Origin of the sequence: Conyzicola nivalis (assembly GCF_014639655.1) — a bacterium.
Lineage (GTDB): Bacteria > Actinomycetota > Actinomycetes > Actinomycetales > Microbacteriaceae > Conyzicola > Conyzicola nivalis.
Genome location: NZ_BMGB01000001.1, coordinates 936,151 through 952,064 on the forward strand (window position 1 = coordinate 936,151; position 15,914 = coordinate 952,064).

General features: G+C 67.9%; 14 protein-coding genes. 5 read left to right on the top strand and 9 right to left on the bottom strand.

Annotation, left to right across the window (positions count from 1 at the left end):
• Complete coding sequence (locus IEV96_RS04565; RefSeq protein WP_188509491.1) at positions 1-438, top strand: SufE family protein; 438 nt, start codon at positions 1-3, stop codon at positions 436-438.
• Here IEV96_RS04565 and IEV96_RS04570 read toward each other — a convergent pair.
• Positions 435-1,598, bottom strand: a complete 1,164-nt coding sequence (locus IEV96_RS04570; protein ID WP_188509492.1) for an alpha/beta hydrolase family protein — start codon at positions 1,596-1,598, stop codon at positions 435-437. The two genes, IEV96_RS04565 and IEV96_RS04570, sit on opposite strands and share 4 nt — an antisense overlap.
• A gap of 129 nt (positions 1,599-1,727) precedes the next feature.
• On the opposite strand from IEV96_RS04570, the gene IEV96_RS04575 reads away from it, so the two are divergent.
• From IEV96_RS04575 to IEV96_RS04590, 4 genes are all read left to right on the top strand, one after another.
• On the top strand, positions 1,728-2,324 hold the full coding sequence (locus tag IEV96_RS04575) for a DUF3000 domain-containing protein (protein ID WP_188509493.1): 597 nt from the start codon (positions 1,728-1,730) through the stop codon (positions 2,322-2,324).
• 52 nt (positions 2,325-2,376) lie between these two features.
• Positions 2,377-3,567 (top strand): HRDC domain-containing protein, encoded by a 1,191-nt coding sequence (locus IEV96_RS04580; RefSeq protein ID WP_229733355.1) that lies wholly within the window; start codon positions 2,377-2,379, stop codon positions 3,565-3,567.
• A 74-nt stretch (positions 3,568-3,641) separates the two neighbouring features.
• Positions 3,642-4,847, top strand: coding sequence for a thiolase family protein (locus IEV96_RS04585; RefSeq protein WP_188509495.1), 1,206 nt, complete (start codon positions 3,642-3,644; stop codon positions 4,845-4,847).
• Positions 4,847-6,985, top strand: coding sequence for a 3-hydroxyacyl-CoA dehydrogenase NAD-binding domain-containing protein (locus IEV96_RS04590; RefSeq protein ID WP_188509496.1), 2,139 nt, complete (start codon positions 4,847-4,849; stop codon positions 6,983-6,985). Before IEV96_RS04585 ends, IEV96_RS04590 begins: the two co-directional genes overlap by 1 nt.
• Before the next feature lie 85 nt (positions 6,986-7,070).
• Here the strand turns inward: IEV96_RS04590 and IEV96_RS04595 are convergent, their stop codons facing one another.
• From IEV96_RS04595 to dut, 8 genes are all read right to left on the bottom strand, one after another.
• A complete protein-coding gene (locus IEV96_RS04595; RefSeq protein WP_188509497.1) occupies positions 7,071-8,048 on the bottom strand; it encodes an aldo/keto reductase in 978 nt (325 codons plus the stop codon).
• Positions 8,045-8,431 carry a MerR family transcriptional regulator gene (locus IEV96_RS04600; protein ID WP_188509498.1) on the bottom strand — a complete coding sequence of 129 codons (387 nt, stop codon included), beginning with the start codon at positions 8,429-8,431 and terminating at the stop codon, positions 8,045-8,047. Before IEV96_RS04600 ends, IEV96_RS04595 begins: the two co-directional genes overlap by 4 nt.
• Before the next feature lie 58 nt (positions 8,432-8,489).
• On the bottom strand, positions 8,490-9,089 hold the full coding sequence (locus IEV96_RS04605; protein WP_188509499.1) for a hypothetical protein: 600 nt from the start codon (positions 9,087-9,089) through the stop codon (positions 8,490-8,492).
• A 37-nt stretch (positions 9,090-9,126) separates the two neighbouring features.
• Positions 9,127-11,073 (bottom strand): 1-deoxy-D-xylulose-5-phosphate synthase, encoded by a 1,947-nt coding sequence (dxs, locus tag IEV96_RS04610; RefSeq protein ID WP_188509500.1) that lies wholly within the window; start codon positions 11,071-11,073, stop codon positions 9,127-9,129.
• A gap of 9 nt (positions 11,074-11,082) precedes the next feature.
• The gene (gene acnA / locus IEV96_RS04615) at positions 11,083-13,911 is read right to left on the bottom strand and encodes an aconitate hydratase AcnA (RefSeq protein WP_188509501.1); all 2,829 of its coding nucleotides are present in this window, start codon (positions 13,909-13,911) and stop codon (positions 11,083-11,085) included.
• Positions 13,912-14,059: 148 nt separating this feature from the next.
• Positions 14,060-14,791, bottom strand: coding sequence for a DUF3159 domain-containing protein (locus IEV96_RS04620; protein ID WP_188509502.1), 732 nt, complete (start codon positions 14,789-14,791; stop codon positions 14,060-14,062).
• A gap of 2 nt (positions 14,792-14,793) precedes the next feature.
• On the bottom strand, positions 14,794-15,423 hold the full coding sequence (locus IEV96_RS04625) for a DUF3710 domain-containing protein (protein WP_188509503.1): 630 nt from the start codon (positions 15,421-15,423) through the stop codon (positions 14,794-14,796).
• On the bottom strand, positions 15,420-15,878 hold the full coding sequence (gene dut / locus IEV96_RS04630) for a dUTP diphosphatase (protein WP_188509504.1): 459 nt from the start codon (positions 15,876-15,878) through the stop codon (positions 15,420-15,422). Before dut ends, IEV96_RS04625 begins: the two co-directional genes overlap by 4 nt.
• Positions 15,879-15,914 lie beyond the last annotated feature (36 nt).

A 15,914-nucleotide genomic window follows, 5' to 3' on the forward strand; every position in this document is an offset into this window, starting at 1 on the left:
ATGAACGCCACACTCCCGGCAGCCCTCGACGACATCAAGACCGACTTCACCGAACTCGGCCTGAAAGACCGGCTGCAGTTGTTGCTGGAGTTCTCGAACGAACTGCCCGCCCTGCCCACGCACTATGCGGAGCACCCCGACCTGCTCGAGCGGGTCGAGGAGTGCCAGTCCCCCGTGTTCATCTTCGTCGACGTCGACGACAGCCGCACCGTCCACCTGTACGCCACCGCACCGGCCGAGTCGCCGACCACGCGCGGTTTCGCGTCGATCCTGGTGCAGGGGCTCGCCGGGCTGTCCGTCGACGAGGTGCTCGCGGTGCCCGACGACTACCCGTCCGACCTCGGGCTCACCGAGGCGGTCAGCCCGCTGCGCATCCGCGGCATGACCGCGATGCTCGGCCGCATCAAGCGCCAGGTCGTGAAGAAGGCGGCCGCCTAGCCCCTGCGGAAGCGTTCGCGCGTCGCGGCGGCGCTCGGCGCGAGGGCGGCGAGCCACGCGGCGATGTCGACGTTCCACCGGCCGGCGTCGTAGTTCCACAGCTTGGTGTGGCGCGCTACGGAGAACGCGTCGAACGTGACGATGTCGGGGCGGGCCTCTGCCAGCGCGTGCGACGAGGTGGACGGCACGTAGCCGTCGTCGTCACTGTGCATGAGCAGGATCGGCCAGGTCAGCTCGTCGGCGCGGGCCACGAAGTCGAGTCGTGCGAGGTCGATCGACTCGTGCTGCCCGGTGAGGCGCTTGCCCCATCTGTTGCCGATCACGGCGAGCACGGCCTTGCTGGCCACCGCGGGCAGGCGCATCTCGGCGCCCTGGAAGCCGAGGACGCTGGCCCAGTCGATCACGGGAGAGTCCAGGACAATGCCCCGGATGAACCGGGCGTGCGCCGACCGCGTCGCCGTCTGCAACACGATCGCCCCGCCCATCGACCACCCCATGAGCACCACGTTCTTGGCCCCGTTGGCGACGGCGTACGCCAGCGCGGCGTCGACGTCCTTCCATTCGGAGTCCCCCAGCGAGTAGCGTCCGTCGGCACTCGCCGGTGCGTCTTCGTCGTTGCGGTACGACACCAGCAGCGACGTGTAGCCGGCCTCGCGGAACACTTCCACGGCGCGCAGCGTCTCCGAGCGGCGCACGGCACGGCCGTGCACCTCGATGACCCAGGAATCGCCCGGCTGTTCGGCCGGGATCAGCCACGCTGGCGCCGGGCCCAGTTCGGTGGCGATCTCCACGTCGCTGTAGGGGTAGCCGAGCTCCTTCGGCGAGAGGTAGAACCAGCCGCTCAGCCGCGCCCGCGCCCCCTGGCCGAGCACCCCGTAGTCGACCGAGATGAGCTCGCGGGTCACGGCGGTCGACGTGGCGTCGACGACAGCCCCGACGCGGGCATAGCCCTCGCCCTGGTCGAACCAGAGCCCGTAGCGCCCGGGCAGCAGCGAGTCCTTCGTGGCCGTGAGAGTGATGGTCTTGTCGCTGACCGCGATCACCCTGATGTCTTCTTCGCGCGTCTTCGGCGGGGTGACCACCTGGCGGGCGACGCGTACGGTGAGGGCGGCAGCGACGACGGACGACAGCGTGGCGATGCCGACGACCCCCAGAGCCACCCCGCCGACGATGCGACCCGCGACCGAGTCGGGCTGGGCTGAATGTGCGATGGAGGACTCCGGATCTTTGCGGCCTGCGAGGCGGCGTGCCTCAACGTCGAAAATACCAATAAAGCCTAGTCTTCAGGGGTGCCCGACACACTCTCAGGAACACCGGTCCCGGCGGCCTTCGCGGCTGCCCTCGAGGCCGTTCGACGCGCGAAGCCACGCGACGAACTCGTTGTGACCGAAATCCCCGCCCCGACAGGGCTCGCGCCCTGGTCGATCGCGCTCGCCGCGGACGTCAGGCCGTCACAGCACGCGACCGACTCCGACTATGGCACCGGGCGCTTCGTGCTGCTGTACGACCCCGCGGCGCCCGAAGCGTGGGGCGGCGTCTTCCGCATCGTATGCTTCGCCCAGGCCCCGCTGGAGACCGACATCGGGTCCGACCCGTTCCTCGCCAGCGTGACGTGGTCGTGGCTCGTCGACGCGCTCGACTCCCGCGGCGCGCTCTACGACCTCGCCTCCGGCACCGCGACGCGCATTCTCTCCACCGGTTTCGGCGAACTCGAGGAACAGGGCGAGGGCGCCCAGATCGAACTGCGGGCCTCCTGGACCCCGCTCGACCCCGACGTCACGTCACATGTGGAAGGCTGGAGCGAACTGTTGTGCATGCTGGCCGGCTTCCCGCCGACGGCTGAGGGAGTAAGCGTGTTGTCAACCCGTCGAGCGTCGCGTGAGTAGCGCCCAGGAAACGCCGGCGCTCGCCGACGCCCCCGTCCAGGCCCCGCACACCGTGGTCCACGTGATCGCCACCCGCGACGAATACCTCGCCGCCGTCGAGAAGATCGCCGCCGGCCACGGCCCGATCGCGATCGACGCCGAGCGGGCCAGCGGCTTCCGCTACTCGCAGCGCGCCTACCTCATCCAGATCTTCCGCCGCGGCGCGGGCACCTTCCTGTTCGACCCGCCGCCCATCGGCGACTTCAGCGAACTCAACGCCGCCATCGAAGACGAAGAGTGGATCCTGCACGCGGCGAGCCAAGACCTCACCTGCCTGCGCGAGATCGGGCTCAACCCGAAGCGCATCTACGACACCGAACTCGGCGCACGTCTCGCCGGCCTGCCCCGCGTCGGACTCGGCACGGTGGTCGAGGACCTGCTCGGCATCCATCTCGCAAAGGAGCACTCGGCCGCCGACTGGTCGACCCGCCCCCTCCCCCAGGCCTGGCTCGTCTACGCCGCACTCGACGTGGAACTGCTCGTCGACCTGCGCGAGAAGATGGGCGAGCTGCTCGAGGCCGACGGCAAGACCTTCATCGCCGACCAGGAGTTCGACTCGGTCGCGAAGCGCGACTTCACGATCGTCCGGGTCGAGCCGTGGCGCCGCCTGAGCGGGCTCGCCTCGATCCGCGGCCAGCGCGGACTCGCCGTGGCGCGTGAGCTGTGGGAGGCCCGCGACGCCTACGCACGCGAGATCGACACGGCTCCGGGACGTTTGGTTCCGGATGCGGCCCTCACCGCGGCGGCGAAGGCACTCCCCGCGACCAAGCGCGATCTTTCCGCCATCAAGGAATTCACCGGCCGGGCGAGCCGCTCGCAGCTCGACCGCTGGTGGGCGGCGATCGAACGCGGAATGGCGACGACCGACCTTCCCGCCACCCGTGCCCCCGGCGAGTCCATCCCCGCCCCGCGCATCTGGAGCGACCGCAACCCCGAGGCCGACAAGCGCCTCAAGGCCGCCCGCGCATCCCTCACCGAACTGAGCGAGTTCTTCCACATCCCGCTCGAGAACCTGCTGACCCCCGACACACTGCGCCGGGTGGCGTGGGCTCCGCCCGCGGAGATCACGGTCGAGTCGATCAGCGCGGCGCTCGCGGAGCTCGGAGCGCGGCCCTGGCAGGTTGACGCAACCGCACAGAAGATCGTGGTTGCCTTTGTCGAAGCTAGCCAAACGATCGAGCAGGGCGACGAACCCGCTTCGTAGAAACAGTCAACGGATTCTCCGGCCAAAATGGGCCACCCTAGGATCGACAACACGCTCAAAGTGTTGGAGGCAAAGTGGCCGAGAAAGCTGAAGTTGTGTTCGTCGACGGGGTCCGTACCCCGTTCGGCCGAGCTGGTGAAAAGGGAATGTACTGGCAGACCCGTGCAGACGATCTGGTGGTGAAAGCCATGATCGGGCTGATGGAGAGAAACCCCACACTTCCCCCCGAGCGCGTCGACGACGTCGCCATCGCAGCGACGACACAGACCGGCGACCAGGGCCTCACCCTCGGACGCACCGCGGCCCTCCTGGCCGGCCTACCCAAGACGGTCCCCGGCTACGCGATCGACCGCATGTGTGCTGGCGCCATGACCAGCGTGACGACCATCGCCGGCGCCATCGCTTTCGGCGCCTACGACGTGGGCATCGCGGGCGGGGTCGAGCACATGGGCCGTCACCCCATGGGGTTCGACGCCGATCCCAACCCCCGGTTCCTGTCGGAGAAGCTCGTGAGCGCCGACGCCCTCAACATGGGAAACACCGCGGAGCGCATCCACGACCGGTTCCCGCAACTCACCAAAGAGCGTTCCGACCGCTTCGCGATGCGCAGTCAGCAGAAGGCGTTCGCCGCCTACGAGAACGGCAAGATGCAGCCCGATCTCATCCCCATCGCCACCCGCAACGAGACGGGCTGGGGGCTCGCGACCCGCGACGAGACGCTGCGTCCCGAGACCACGATGGAGGGCCTTGCCGCCCTCAAGACGCCGTTCCGTCCGCACGGCCGCGTAACCGCCGGCAACTCGTCCGGTCTTAACGACGGCGCGACCGTGAGCATCATGGCGAGCGCGGACGCCGCGAAAGAGCTGGGCCTCACCGCCAAGATGCGCATGGTGAGCTTCGCGTTCGCCGGTGTGGAGCCGGAGATCATGGGCATCGGTCCGGTCCCGTCGACCGAGAAGGCCCTCCGTAAGGCCGGGCTCACCATCGACGACATCGGCCTGTTCGAACTGAACGAGGCCTTCGCCGTGCAGGTTCTCTCGCTGCTGGACCACTTCGGCATCGACGACGAAGACCCGAGGGTCAACCAGTGGGGTGGCGCCATCGCCATCGGGCATCCCCTCGCGTCATCCGGCGTCCGCCTGATGATCCAGCTCGCGGCACAGTTCGCCGAACGACCCGACGTGCGCTACGGCCTCACCGCCATGTGTGTCGGACTCGGCCAGGGCGGCAGCGTCATCTGGGAGAACCCGCACTACACGGGCAAGAAGGGCAAGAAGTAATGGCCTACGAATTCACCGCCGCCGACTTCGACGACCTGAAGGCGATCTCCGGCGACGAGGTCGTCACGCACTCCTACGTGCGCGACGTCCCCCTCTCCGGCGGCAAGACCCTCGCCCTCATCACCCTCGACAACGGACGCGACCACACCCGCCCGAACACCCTCGGGCCGGTCACGCTGCTCGAGCTCGCGGGCGTGCTCGACGAGCAGCGGGCGCGCGCGTCGCGTGGCGAGATCGCCGGCGTCGCCGTCACCGGCAAGCCGTTCATCCTCGCCGCGGGAGCCGACCTGTCGAAGGTCAGCGACATCCCCAGCCGCGCGGTCGCCAAGCAACTTGCGCAGCTCGGCCACTGGACCCTCGGCAAGCTGAGCGAACTCGGCGTACCGAGCTTCGTCTTCATCAACGGTCTAGCCCTCGGCGGCGGTGTCGAGATCCCCCTCAACGCCGACTACCGCACGATCGACCGCTCGATGCCGGCCCTCGCACTCCCCGAGGTCTTCCTCGGCATCATCCCCGGCTGGGGAGGCGCGTGGCTTCTCCCCAACCTCATCGGCATCGAGAACGCCCTCAAGGTCGTCGTCGAGAACCCGCTGAAGAACAACCGCACCCTCAAGGGCCAGGAGGCCTTCGACCTCGGCATCGCCGACGCGATCTTCAACCCGGCGACCTTCCTCGAAGACTCCATCGCATGGGCCGACGGGGTGATCTCGGGACGCATCAGGGTGAAGCGCCCGAACGAACCGGGCAAACTCGAGCGCGCCGTCAAGTGGGACATCGCGATCGGCATCGCCGAGAAGATGCTCAAGAGCCGCATCGGCGAGGTCGCGCAGTCGCCGTACAAGGCCCTCGAACTGCTCAAGGCGGCGAAGAACACCGACAAGCACACGGGGTTCCGCGCCGAAGACGAGGCGCTCGCCGAGCTCATCAGCGGCGACCAGTTCCAGGCCAGCATCTACGCGTTCAACCTCGTGCAGAAGCGCGCGAAGAAGCCGGCCGGCGCGCCGGACAAGGCGATCGCCCGCAAGGTGACGAAGGTCGGCATCATCGGCGCCGGGCTCATGGCGAGCCAGTTCGCCCTGCTGTTCGTGCGCCGCCTGCAGGTTCCCGTGGTGATCACCGACCTCGACCAGGGCCGGGTCGACAAGGGCGTCGCGGGCATCCGCTCGGAGATCGACGCGCTGCTCGCCAAGGGCCGCATCTCCCCCGACGAGTCCAACCGGCTCAAGGCGCTCGTCACCGGGACCACCGACAAGGCGGACTTCGCCGACTGCGACTGGGTGATCGAGGCCATCTTCGAGGAACTCGCGGCGAAGCAGGACGTGTTCGAGGAGATCGAGAAATACGTCTCCCCCGAGGCCATTCTCGCGACCAACACCTCGTCGCTCTCTGTGGAGCAGATCGGCGCCAAGCTGGCGCATCCGGAGCGCCTCGTCGGGTTCCACTTCTTCAACCCCGTCGCGGTGATGCCGCTCATCGAGGTCGTGAAGACCCCCGCGACCAACGACGAGTCGCTCTCGACCGCCATGGTGACCGCCGCCAAGCTGCGCAAGAACGCCGTCATCACGAAGAACACTCCGGGGTTCGTGGTGAACCGCATCCTCGCCAAGGTGCTCGGCGAGGCTATGCACGCCGTCGACACCGGCACGCCGTTCGAGGTCGTCGAACAGTCGACCAAGCCGTTCGGCCTCCCGATGACACCGTTCGAACTGCTCGAGCTCGTCGGGCTGAAGGTCGGGGCGCACGTGCTCGACACCCACCACGCCGCGTTCCCCGACCGGTTCTTCGAGAGCGCCAACCTGCACCGCCTGGCGGAACTCGGGCACATCTTCGAGCGCGACGCCAAGGGGAAGATCAAGGGCATCGACAAGAAGGCCCTCGACATCGTCAAGGGCGGCACCTCGCCGATGACGGCGCAGCAGCTGCAGACACGGATCGAAGACGGCCTCGCCGACGAGATCCACCGCATGCTCGAGGACGACGTGGTCGCGGCCGCCGAGGACATCGACCTCTGCCTCATTCTCGGCGCGGGCTACCCGTTCCAGATGGGCGGGGCGACACCGTATCTCGACCGCGTCGGCGCCTCGGAGCGGGTGTTCGGCGGCACCTTCCACACCCCGCCGATCCGCGGGGTGGCGTAGCCCGTAGACGCGGAGTGAGCCTGTCGAAATCCACCCTTCGCTCGCGACGGGACGATCTCGGCAGGCTCACTCCACGTGGGGTGGGTCAGCGGTTGAGCGGCGACATGTCGGCGTAGCGATCGCCGACGGGGGCCGTCAACGCGTCCAGCGTCGCCAGCTGGTCCGCGCTCAGCTCGATGGCGTCCGCCGCCACGTTCTCCTCGAGGTAGCTCACGCGCTTCGTGCCGGGGATCGGAACAATGTCGTCACCCTGGGCGAGAAGCCACGCGAGCGCCACCTGACCGGGCTTTGCGTCGAGTTCGCGAGCGACGGCATCCACCTGCTCCACAATGCGGATGTTCGCCTCGAGGTTGTCTCCCTCGAACCGCGGGTTGTTGCGACGGAAGTCGCTCTCGTCGAGCTGGTCGAGCGAGCGGATCGCCCCCGTGAGGAAGCCGCGGCCGAGCGGCGAGTAGGCGACGAAGCCGATGCCGAGCTCGCGCACGACCGGCAGGATCTCCGCCTCCGGGTCACGGGACCAGAGCGAGTACTCGGTCTGCAGTGCGGTGACCGGATGCACGGCGTGCGCGCGGCGGATGGTCGCGGGCGCGGCCTCGGACAGTCCGTACCCGCGCAGCTTGCCCTCCTGGATCAACTCGGCGAGGGCGCCGACGGTCTCCTCCACGGGTGTTCCCGGGTCCATCCGGTGCTGGTAGTAGATGTCGATGTAGTCGGTGCCGAGGCGCTTCAGCGATCCCTCGATCGAGAGCCGCACGTTCTCGGCGCTGCCGTCGAGACCGCGCTCCCCGTCGCCGCGGTGCAGGATGGTGCCGAACTTGGTGGCGATGACGGCCTCGTCCCGGCGGCCGGCGATCGCCTTGCCGAGCAGTTCCTCGTTGACGTAGGGGCCGTAGATCTCGGCGGTGTCGAGCAGGGTGACGCCGAGTTCGAGAGCGCGGTGGATCGTCGCGATCGATCCGGCCTCGTCGGTGCCGCTGCCCGTGTAGAAGGCGCTCATTCCCATGAGGCCGAGACCGATGCGGCCGACCTGCGGTCCGTGTGCGCCGAGAGTGATGTTCTTCATGAACGTCCTGCTTTCATCGTTTCGTAGGTGGTGATCTTGTAGTCGATGGCCGTGAGGCTCTGCGTGATCGTCTCCAGTTGGGCCGCGACAGAGATGCGGTGCAAAACCAGCAGGTCGTGTCTCGCCTCGACCGTCTCGTCGCCCCGGCGAACGAGCTCGACGTACTCGAGCATGCGCGCGATGGGCATCGACGTCGATCGCAGTCTGGTGAGGAAGACGATCCAGTTCACGTCGGACTGCGTGTACCTGCGGTGTTGGGACGACGCCCTGTCGACCGCGCGCAGCATGAGGCCGGCGCGCTCGTAGTAGCGCAGGGTGTGGGCGGTGAGGCCCGTCGCCTCGGCGACCTCGGAGATGGACAGCAGTTCCTCGGTCATCGACATGACTACAGGCTAGAACTTAGAGCGCGCTCTAAGTCAAGCGCGCGAGCGAACGTGTCGGTCAGCCGACCGGAGCGCGGGTCGCGGCGACAGCGTAGGTGACCTCGACGGCCAATGGGTCGCGGGTGCAACCGTTCTCCGTCGCCGCGCCGGTGACCGTGTCGGAGTAGGTGATGGTGCCCGTGAGCGTGGCCGCGGTCGTCACGCCGTCGCCCTCGGAGGTCTCCCCCAGGGTCAGCGACGCGGTCTGCTCGTAGGCGAAACCGTCCACCACGAGAACACCCCCGGTGGCGGCGTTCATGCAGTCGAGGCTGCCGGTGAACCCGTAGTCGAAGCCGCCGTCGGTCTGGGTGAGTGCGGTCTCCTCGCGGTCCTCGAGCGTGGCGCCGCTCGACACGGTGCCGTCGCAAAGCGCGGCGCCGCAGTCGTCGCGCTCGACCAGCACGTAACGAACAGAGGTGGCACCGACGGCGCGGGTCGCGTTCGTGGGGTCGTTGCTCGCCGTCACGGTGCGGGTGACCACCCATTCGCCGGAGATGTCGGCCTGCGGCGTCGTGACGGTCGCCGTGTCATCCGGCTGCGAAGCGCCCGCCGTGCAGCCGCTCAAGACGACCAGGGCGGCCGAGGCGAGCAGAAAGGCGACGACGCGGCGGGAGGGCATCAGAGAATCATCCCAGCTACCGCTGCAGCGGCCAAACTCAGCTCGGCTCCTGGCGCAGGCGGACGTCGACCTCGGATTCGTGCGGCAACGGCCGGGCGATGGGGATCTTGCTGCCGAGCACCTGCGACACGAGATCGCGGGCGATGTCCTGCGGAGTGAGGCCGACACGGGCGAGGATCTGATCGCGGGTGCCGTGGTCGAGGAACTCGTCGGGCAGGCCGAGCTCGGTGACCGCGGTGTCGACCCCGGCCGCGCGCAGGTCCTGCCGGATGCGCGTGCCGATGCCGGCGACGCGCACGCCGTCTTCGATCGACACGACGATGCGGTGCTCGGCGGCGAAGTCGACGACGCTCGCGGGAACCGGCACGACCCAGCGCGGGTCGATCACGGTGGCACCGATGCCCTGCGCGGCGAGCCGCTCGGCGACCTGCAGACCGATCTTCGCCATCGGGCCGACGGTGATGATGAGCACGTCCTTGTCGTCGGACTCGCGCAGCACGTCCACGCCGTCGGCGGTGCGGCGTTCGGCATCGAACTCCGTGCCCACGTCGCCCTTGGAGAAGCGCACCACTGTCGGGCCGTCGTCGACGGCCACGGCCTCGCGCAGCTCTTCGCGCAGGCGCACGGCGTCGCGTGGCGCGGCGATGCGGATGTTGGGGATGACCTGCAGCAGGGCGAGGTCCCACATGCCGTGGTGGCTGGGGCCGTCGGGGCCGGTTACGCCCGCGCGGTCGAGCACGAAGGTCACGCCCGCCTTGTGCAGGCCGACATCCATAAGCACCTGGTCGAAGGCGCGGTTGACGAACGTCGCGTACATCGCGACGACGGGGTGCAGCCCGCCGAACGCGAGGCCGGCAGCCGAGGTCACGGCGTGCTGCTCGGCGATGCCGACGTCGAGAACCCGGGAGGGGAAGCGCTCGGCGAACTTGTGCAGGCCCGTCGGACGCAGCATCGCGGCGGTGATGCCGACGATCTTCGGGTTCTCGGCGGCGATGTCGACGATCTCGTTCGAGAACACACTCGTCCACGACGGTTTGCTCGTCGCCTCGATGGGCTCGCCGGTCTCGGGGTCGATCTGCCCGACGGCGTGGAACTGGTCGGCGGTGTCGGCCAGGGCGGGCTGGTAGCCGCGGCCCTTCTCGGTGATCGCGTGCACGATGACGGGGGCGCCGTAGTTCTTCGCCTGCTGCAACGCGGCCTGCATGGCGACGAGGTCGTGGCCGTGGATCGGGCCGATGTACTTGATGTCGAGGTTCGAGTAGAGGGCCTCGTTGTTGGTGAAGCGGCTGAGGAAGCCGTGGGTGCCGCCGCGGATGCCACGGTAGAGCGCACGCCCCGGGTGGCCGAACTTGCCGAAGAGCTGTTCGCTCGTCCGGTGCAGCTGGCGGTAGGAGCTCCGGGTACGCACGTCGTTGAGGAAGTGCGCCATGCCGCCGATGGTGGGCGCGTAGGAGCGGCCGTTGTCGTTGACCACGATCACTAGGTTGCGCGAGTTGTCGTCGCTGATGTTGTTCAGCGCCTCCCACGTCATTCCGCCGGTGAGCGAGCCGTCGCCGACCACCGCGACGACGTGACGGTCGGCCTGACCGGTCATGGTGAACGCCCGGGAGATGCCGTCGGCCCACGAGAGCGAGCTAGACGCGTGCGAACTCTCGACGATGTCGTGCGGGGATTCCGAACGCTGCGGGTAACCGGCGAGCCCGCCCTCGAGACGGAGCTTGCTGAAGTCCTGGCGACCGGTCAGCAGCTTGTGCACGTAGGTCTGGTGGCCGGTGTCGAACACGATCGCGTCACGTGGGGAGTCGAACACCCGGTGGATGGCGAGCGTGAGCTCGACCACACCGAGGTTCGGCCCGAGGTGACCGCCCGTCTTCGACACCTCCGTGACGAGGAACTGGCGGATCTCAGCGGCTAAATCGACGAGTTCGCCCGGTGACAACGCATCGAGGTCACGGGGACCTGTGATCTTCTCCAGCAAACTCATCCTGCGAGCCTAGACCAGCGACCTCAGAACGTACTGAAGGATTCCGCCATTGCGGTAGTAGTCGGCCTCACCCGGCGTGTCGATGCGCAGCACGGCGTCGAACTCGACCGTCTCCTTGCCCGCGGGCGAGTTCTCGGTCGGTTCGGCGACGACGTGCAGCGTCTTCGGCGTGCGGCCCTCGTTCAGCTCTTCGACGCCGGAGATCGAGATCGACTCCGTGCCGTCGAGGCCGAGGCTCTGCCAGGTCTCCCCGTTCGGGAACTGCAGCGGCAGCACGCCCATTCCGATCAGGTTCGAGCGGTGGATGCGCTCGAAGCTCTCGGTGATGACGGCCTTGACGCCCAACAGCGACGTCCCCTTGGCGGCCCAGTCGCGGCTCGAACCCGAGCCGTACTCCTTGCCACCGAGGATGACGAGCGGCGTGCCCTGCGCCTGGTAGTTCTGGCTGGCGTCGTAGATGAACGACTGCGGACCCTCGGGCTGGGTGAAGTCGCGGGTGTAGCCGCCCTCCACACCGTCGAGCAGCTGGTTCTTGAGGCGGATGTTCGCGAACGTGCCGCGGATCATGATCTCGTGGTTGCCGCGACGCGAGCCGTAGGAGTTGTAGTCCTTGCGCTCGACGCCGTGCTCGTCGAGGTATTTGCCCGCGGGGCTGTCGGCCTTGATGTTGCCGGCGGGGCTGATGTGGTCGGTCGTGACCGAGTCGCCGAGCTTCGCGAGGACGCGGGCGCCGGTGATGGATGACACGGGGGTCAGTTCCATCGTCATGCCATCGAAGTACGGGGGCTTGCGCACGTAGGTCGACTCCGCGTCCCACTCGAAGGTGGCGCCGACGGGCGTCGGAAGGTTCTGCCAGCGCTCGTCGCCGTCGAAAACGGCCGAGTACTCGTGGCGGAACATGTCGGTGTCGATCGACGTGTCGATGGTGGTCTGCACCTCGGCGGCGTCGGGCCAGATGTCCTTGAGGTAGACGTCTTCGCCGTCGAGGCCCGTGCCGAGGGCGTCCTTTTCGAAGTCGAAGTTCATCGAGCCGGCCAGCGCGTAGGCGATGACGAGCGGAGGCGACGCGAGGTAGTTCATCTTCACGTCGGGATTGATGCGTCCCTCGAAGTTGCGGTTGCCCGAGAGCACGGCGGTCACGGCGAGGTCGTTCTGGTTCACGGCCTCGGAGATCTCGTCGAGCAGCGGACCGGAGTTGCCGATGCAGGTGGTGCAGCCGTAGCCGACCGTGTAGAAGCCGAGGTCTTCGAGGTACTCGGTGAGCCCCGCCTTGGCGTAGTAGTCGGTGACGACCTTCGAGCCGGGCGCGAGCGTGGTCTTGACCCACGGCTTCGACTTGAGGCCCTTCTTGCTCGCGTTGCGGGCGAGCAGGCCTGCGGCGAGCATGACCGAGGGGTTGGACGTGTTGGTGCACGACGTGATGGCGGCGATCGCGACCGCGCCGTGGTCGAGCGTGAAGCCGGTGCCGTCGTCGAGCGAGACGCGTGCCGGGTTGGTCACCGTCGAGGGCGCGTGGCTCGTGTGCACGTGGGCGTGGGCCGTCTCCTCGTCCTGGGGCGTGAGGCCGATCGGGTCGGAGGCGGGGAAGGTGCCCTCGAGCGCCTCGTCGACCAGCGAGTGGTCCGCCGACGCGTAGGCGTCGAGGTCGAGGATGAACTGGTCCTTCGAGCGGCTGAGCTCGACGCGGTCCTGCGGGCGCTTGGGACCGGCGATGGAGGGAACGACGGTGGCGAGGTCGAGTTCGATGTACTCGCTGAAGACCGGCTCGACGCTCGCGTCGTGCCAGAGCTTCTGCAGCTTGGAGTACTGCTCGACCAGCGCGACCTGCTCCTCGCTGCGGCCGGTGAGGCGCAGGTAGTCGAGCGTGACGTCGTCGATCGGGAACATGGCGGCGGTCGAGCCGAACTCGGGGCTCATGTTGCCGATGGTGGCGCGGTTGGCGAGCGGGACCTGCGCGACCCCTTCGCCGTAGAACTCGACGAACTTGCCCACGACGCCGTGCTTGCGCAGCATCTGCGTGATGGTCAGCACGACGTCGGTCGCGGTGACGCCGGTGGGGATGGCGCCGGAGAGCTTGAAGCCGACGACCTTGGGGATGAGCATGGAGACGGGCTGGCCGAGCATCGCGGCCTCGGCCTCGATGCCGCCGACGCCCCAGCCGAGCACACCGAGGCCGTTGACCATGGTGGTGTGCGAGTCGGTGCCGACGCAGGTGTCGGGGTAGGCGCGCAGCACCTCGGAACCGGTCGCCGAGTCTGTCGCAGTGCGGGTGAAGGTGACCTGGGCGAGGTACTCGATGTTCACCTGGTGCACGATGCCGGTTCCGGGCGGGACGACCTTGAAGTCGTCGAAGGCCGTCTGGCCCCAGCGCAGGAACTGGTATCGCTCGCCGTTGCGCTCGTATTCGAGTTCGACGTTGCGCTCGAGGGCGTTGTCGGTGCCGAAGAGGTCGGCGATCACCGAGTGGTCGATGACCATCTCGGCGGGAGACAGGGGGTTGATCTTCTTCGGGTCGCCGCCGAGCTCGACGACCGCCTCGCGCATGGTGGCGAGGTCGACGATGCAGGGAACGCCGGTGAAGTCCTGCATAACGACGCGGGCCGGGCTGAACTGGATCTCGGTGTCGGGCTCCGATTCGGGAACCCAGTTGCCGAGGGCCTCGATCTGGCTCTTCGTGACGTTTGCACCGTCTTCGGTGCGCAGCAGGTTCTCGAGCAGCACCTTGAGGCTGAAGGGGAGCTTCTCATGCCCCGCAACGCTATCGATCCTGAAGACCTCGTAGTCGGTTGAACCTACCGTGAGGGTGTCCTTGGAATTAAAGCTGTTTACTGCGGACATAGTGTCGTCTCCCTTGCTGACCTGGCTCCATCCTCACAGGTACGCCCGACGGCGTGCCAGCAAGGCAAGCCTAAGCCTGCGGCACACGGGTTTTCAGCACTCGTGAGGGTGATCTCGAACCAGTATATATCTCGACGTCGAGATACTTTTACCCGTGGACACCGGGGCCGGATGCGGCGGCGGCGCCCTTGGCGTACACCGCACGCACGAGCAGCCAGGTCACCCACAGCGTCGCGGCGTAGAGCGGAAGGCCCATGATGAGCTTCGCGCCGCCCAACAGCTGCGTCTGGTCGGCGTAGTAGAGGGGAACCTGTACGGCGAGCCGAGCGGCGAACATGCACGTCCACAGAACGGTGGTCACAAAGGCGATGCGGTACTTGGCCTTGTCCGCGCGCCACGCGGTGCCCTCGCCGCGCAACAGCCCGACGATGATGCCGATGACGGGCCAGCGCGCCAGCAGCGACACCAGCAGGCCGACCACGTAGGCACCGTTGAGCCAGAAGCCGAGCACGAAGTTCTCTTTCGCATCGCCGGAGAAGATGGCGAGTGCTGCGGAGACCGCGATTCCGAGCAGGCCGACGAGCGCCGGTACCACCGGGGTGCGGGTGACGAGGCGCACCAGCACGAAGAGCACCGCGATGGCCGCCGGGATCAGCACCGACGGCAGGGTCTCCTGGGTGATCGCGTAGACGACGACGAAGACGAACCCGGGCAGCAGGGATTCGACGATGCCGCGCACACCGCCCATGGCGCCGAGCAGGGCACCCGCCGTCGGGGTCTCCCCCGGAGCTACCTTGCCGAAGCCCGAGTTCTGCGCGGCGGCCGACAGCGCGTCGGCGAGCGACGGCGGAGTCGGCGAGTCGCCCCGATCGTGAGACATTGCTAGCCCGCGGTCGGCGTGGACGTGACGTCGCCCGACGGCGTCGCCGCGGGCATGTTCAGCGGAATCAGGTCACGCGGCGGCATCGGGGTGTTGCCGCGCACGACGACGATGCTGCGGAAGAGGTCTTCGATCTGTGCCGCGGCCTCGGGATCGACGGCACCTTCGCCCGCGATGACGCCGCGGAGGAACCAGCGCGGTCCGTCGACTCCGACGAACCGGGCGAGCCGGGTGCCGGTCTGTCCCGCGGTGGTGACGGGGATCTCGGCGAGCACCTCGGGACCGAACGGGCCGTTGGCGATCGTCGTCGTGCCGCCCTGCTTGTGGATCTGGTCGACGATCTGCGCGCGGATCTCGTTCCAGAGACCGCTCGTGCGAGGGGCGGCGAACGGCTGCACCTGAAGCGACGAGCCGGCGTAGTCGAGACCGACGGCGACGACGCGCTTGCTGCCCTCCTCGACCTCGAGACGCAGCTGCAGGTCGGGACGGGGGACGATCTTGACGCCGCCGAGGTCGACGTAGGGACGAACCGCGTTCGCCTCGCTCTCGTCGAGCGGGCCGTTGGTCTCGCGGTCGGCGGGCGCCGACTTGGCGTCGTCGTCTACCTGTGCTGCGAATTCGTTGTCGCTCACGCGATGTCTCCTGACTTGGTTGCGCTGTACCCGGTGGATCCGAAGCCCTTGTCGCCTCGGTCGCTCCCCGGAAGTTTCTGAACCGGTATAAATCTCGCTCGGGATACCGGCATCACGACGAGTTGCGCGATGCGGTCGCCGACCGCCACAGAATACGCCACCGAACTGTCCGTATTCAGCAGCGTCACCCGGATCTCGCCGCGGTACCCCGCGTCGACCGTGCCCGGGCTGTTCACGACGGTGATGCCGTGCTTGGAGGCCAGGCCGCTGCGCGGAACGACGAACGCGACGTAGCCGTCGGGAAGTGCGATCGACACCCCCGTGCCGACGGTCGACCGTTCTCCCGGCTGCAGCTCGACCGATTCCGCCGCCGTCAGGTCGGCTCCGGCGTCTCCGGGGTGCGCGTACGCGGGCACGGATTCGGACGAAATGAGCACCTCTACGGAATCTGACACGTCACGAGGGTAGTGCAGAACATCCGGCCGGCCGAA